The organism is Fulvivirga sp. M361 (genome assembly GCF_007097395.1).
Lineage (GTDB): Bacteria > Bacteroidota > Bacteroidia > Cytophagales > Cyclobacteriaceae > Fulvivirga.
Map to the genome: position 1 here is coordinate 1 of NZ_VKDC01000143.1, position 249 is coordinate 249.

Below are 249 nucleotides of genomic sequence, written 5' to 3' on the forward strand. Positions count from 1 at the left end.
TCTCTGTTATGGGTACTTTCAAAACGGTCCTGGTGCGCTTTTACAAAGCGTACCCATCTTATTCCAGCATTTGTAATGCCACTCGATTCTTCTCATTAGAAATGTAAAACGCTGCACTGCTATATACCCATTGCTCCGGTGAATGGACATACTCTTCAACCATAGGGTTATTATGAAGATAATCCATCCGTTGATCCATCATTTTATTGCTGGTAAGTTCTACAGGATGGAAACCATCCTGCCATAGTT

General features: G+C 41.0%; 1 pseudogene. It reads right to left on the reverse strand.

Features of this window, described 5'->3' with window-relative positions:
• Positions 1-58 precede the first annotated feature (58 nt).
• Positions 59-249 (reverse strand): annotated as a pseudogene (locus tag FNH22_RS32340) (transposase); the annotation flags it as partial.